Consider the following 1,813-nt stretch of genomic DNA (forward strand, 5'->3'; position numbering starts at 1 on the left):
CCTAAATTTGACAGTTTTAAAAAGATAAAGATGAAAAAACGCTCTATTTAAGCCTTTTTTTCATCTTTTTTCTTTATTCAAAATGTAATAATATTTTAACTTTTGGTCTTCTTATTAATTTCATTTAAGCTTTTAAAACTCATAATCTCATAGTCAGTATTAAACTTAAAAACATCGTGTAATTTATCAGTTATTACTGTTCTAGTATAAGCAGGAATGTATTGTTTATTGCCTATCTCACATAATTGCATACTTCTTAAGGTTGTTATAATTTCTTTTGTGGTGTATTGAACTAAGTTTTTTTCAATAATCCTTTCAACTAACAATGCCATAAAGCAAGTTAAAAAGTGTGAGTATATTCTACTTTCTCTGCTAAGATATACCGGTCGTGCTTTAAATTCACTTTTTAATATTCTAAAACTTTCTTCAATCTTCCATCTTTGACGATGTACTTGTAAGATAATCTTGATATTATCTTCTAAATTAGTGCTAATACAGTATAAACCATCCCATTTGCTTTCTTCAGCTATTTTTTCACTATTTAAGGATAGATGTTGTTCTTTTGCGGATACTCCATCTTCATTGGTATAGTCAATGGCTATTAATCGTTTAAAATCTGTTGCTTTTTGATGATTTCTTAATTTCTTATTACTTGAAATGACTGCTTCTGCTCTGATTATTTGTTTGGATCTAAGATGTTCTTGATAACCGGCGTATTCCGGCGAATAACTTACAATGATTCTTTCTTCAACACCATTTTCCTTAATCCATCTTTCTTTATAATAGATATGATAGTCATTTTCTAATTCTTTTATTTCTGATAATCGAAAAACTTTACCATCACCATCTCTTTTCCAACCACTATCTTCAAATACCCAATCTTTAATTACTTGTTTTGCCTTTTTAAGTGAATAAGTCATAATAAAACCACGATTAGTGATATCATTGAATTTCTTATTAGTACAACTATTTAAACCGGCATCACAACAGATAATCACTTTATCTAATCCATAGTCTTTAATAATTTTTTGTTCAATAGGTTTTAGAGAAGCTTGTTCGTTTTTATTGCCTTGAAAGATATCAAAAGCAAGGGGTAAACCATACTGATCTAAAAATAAGCCCATTTGCACAATCGGATTAGGTCGATGTTCTTTAGATAATCCATATTGTCTAATTCCTTTTTCTTCTTCAATTTCAAAAAAGTAGTTAGTACAATCATAATATAAGATAGATGAATTGCGTTTAAAGTTATTGTGGGTTGTTTGGTATAAACTTTCTTGAATAAAATCTTTGTATTCATACATTTTTTCTAAAGTACGATATACATCGTGTAAAGCGAAATTTGGGGCTTCAAAGAAATGCTTTGAAAACTCAAAAGTGGATAGTTTAGAACCAGGTGCTAAAATCCTACTCGCAACAAGATAACGCATAATTTGGTTTAAATCAAATTTGAATTGTCCTTCTTTTTTGATTTTATCACTAATCTTAGTTAAACCACAGTCCTTTAATATTTTTTGGATAAAGAAATAACCAATATGCACATGACGAATTGTTTTATGATTAATTCGATTAGCAGGCGCAAAAGAAACAGTAATTCTTTCCTTATCTTCTTTCATCTCTAAAGTTTTTTGCTTAGCATATGCTTTAGTCCAAGTATCAACATCAAGATTAGGGTCACCCACCTTTTTACGAATATCATCAGCACTTCCAAGGGCTTCAAAGATATGGGTAGAAACTTTTTTACCGGTTCTTTTAGAATAGGCAAGATAATAAAAGGTCGAGTTTTTAGATTTCGATTTAGTGATAAACATAG

General features: G+C 29.3%; 1 protein-coding gene. It reads right to left on the bottom strand.

The features are described from left to right. Window positions 1-95 precede the first annotated feature (95 nt). Window positions 96-1,813 (bottom strand): IS1634 family transposase (locus K7I92_RS07360; RefSeq protein WP_220282609.1); only part of this gene is annotated, 1,718 nt, incomplete at its 5' end.

The sequence above is a fragment of the Bulleidia sp. zg-1013 genome (assembly GCF_019798045.1).
Classification (GTDB): Bacteria; Bacillota_I; Bacilli_A; order Erysipelotrichales; family Erysipelotrichaceae; genus Bulleidia.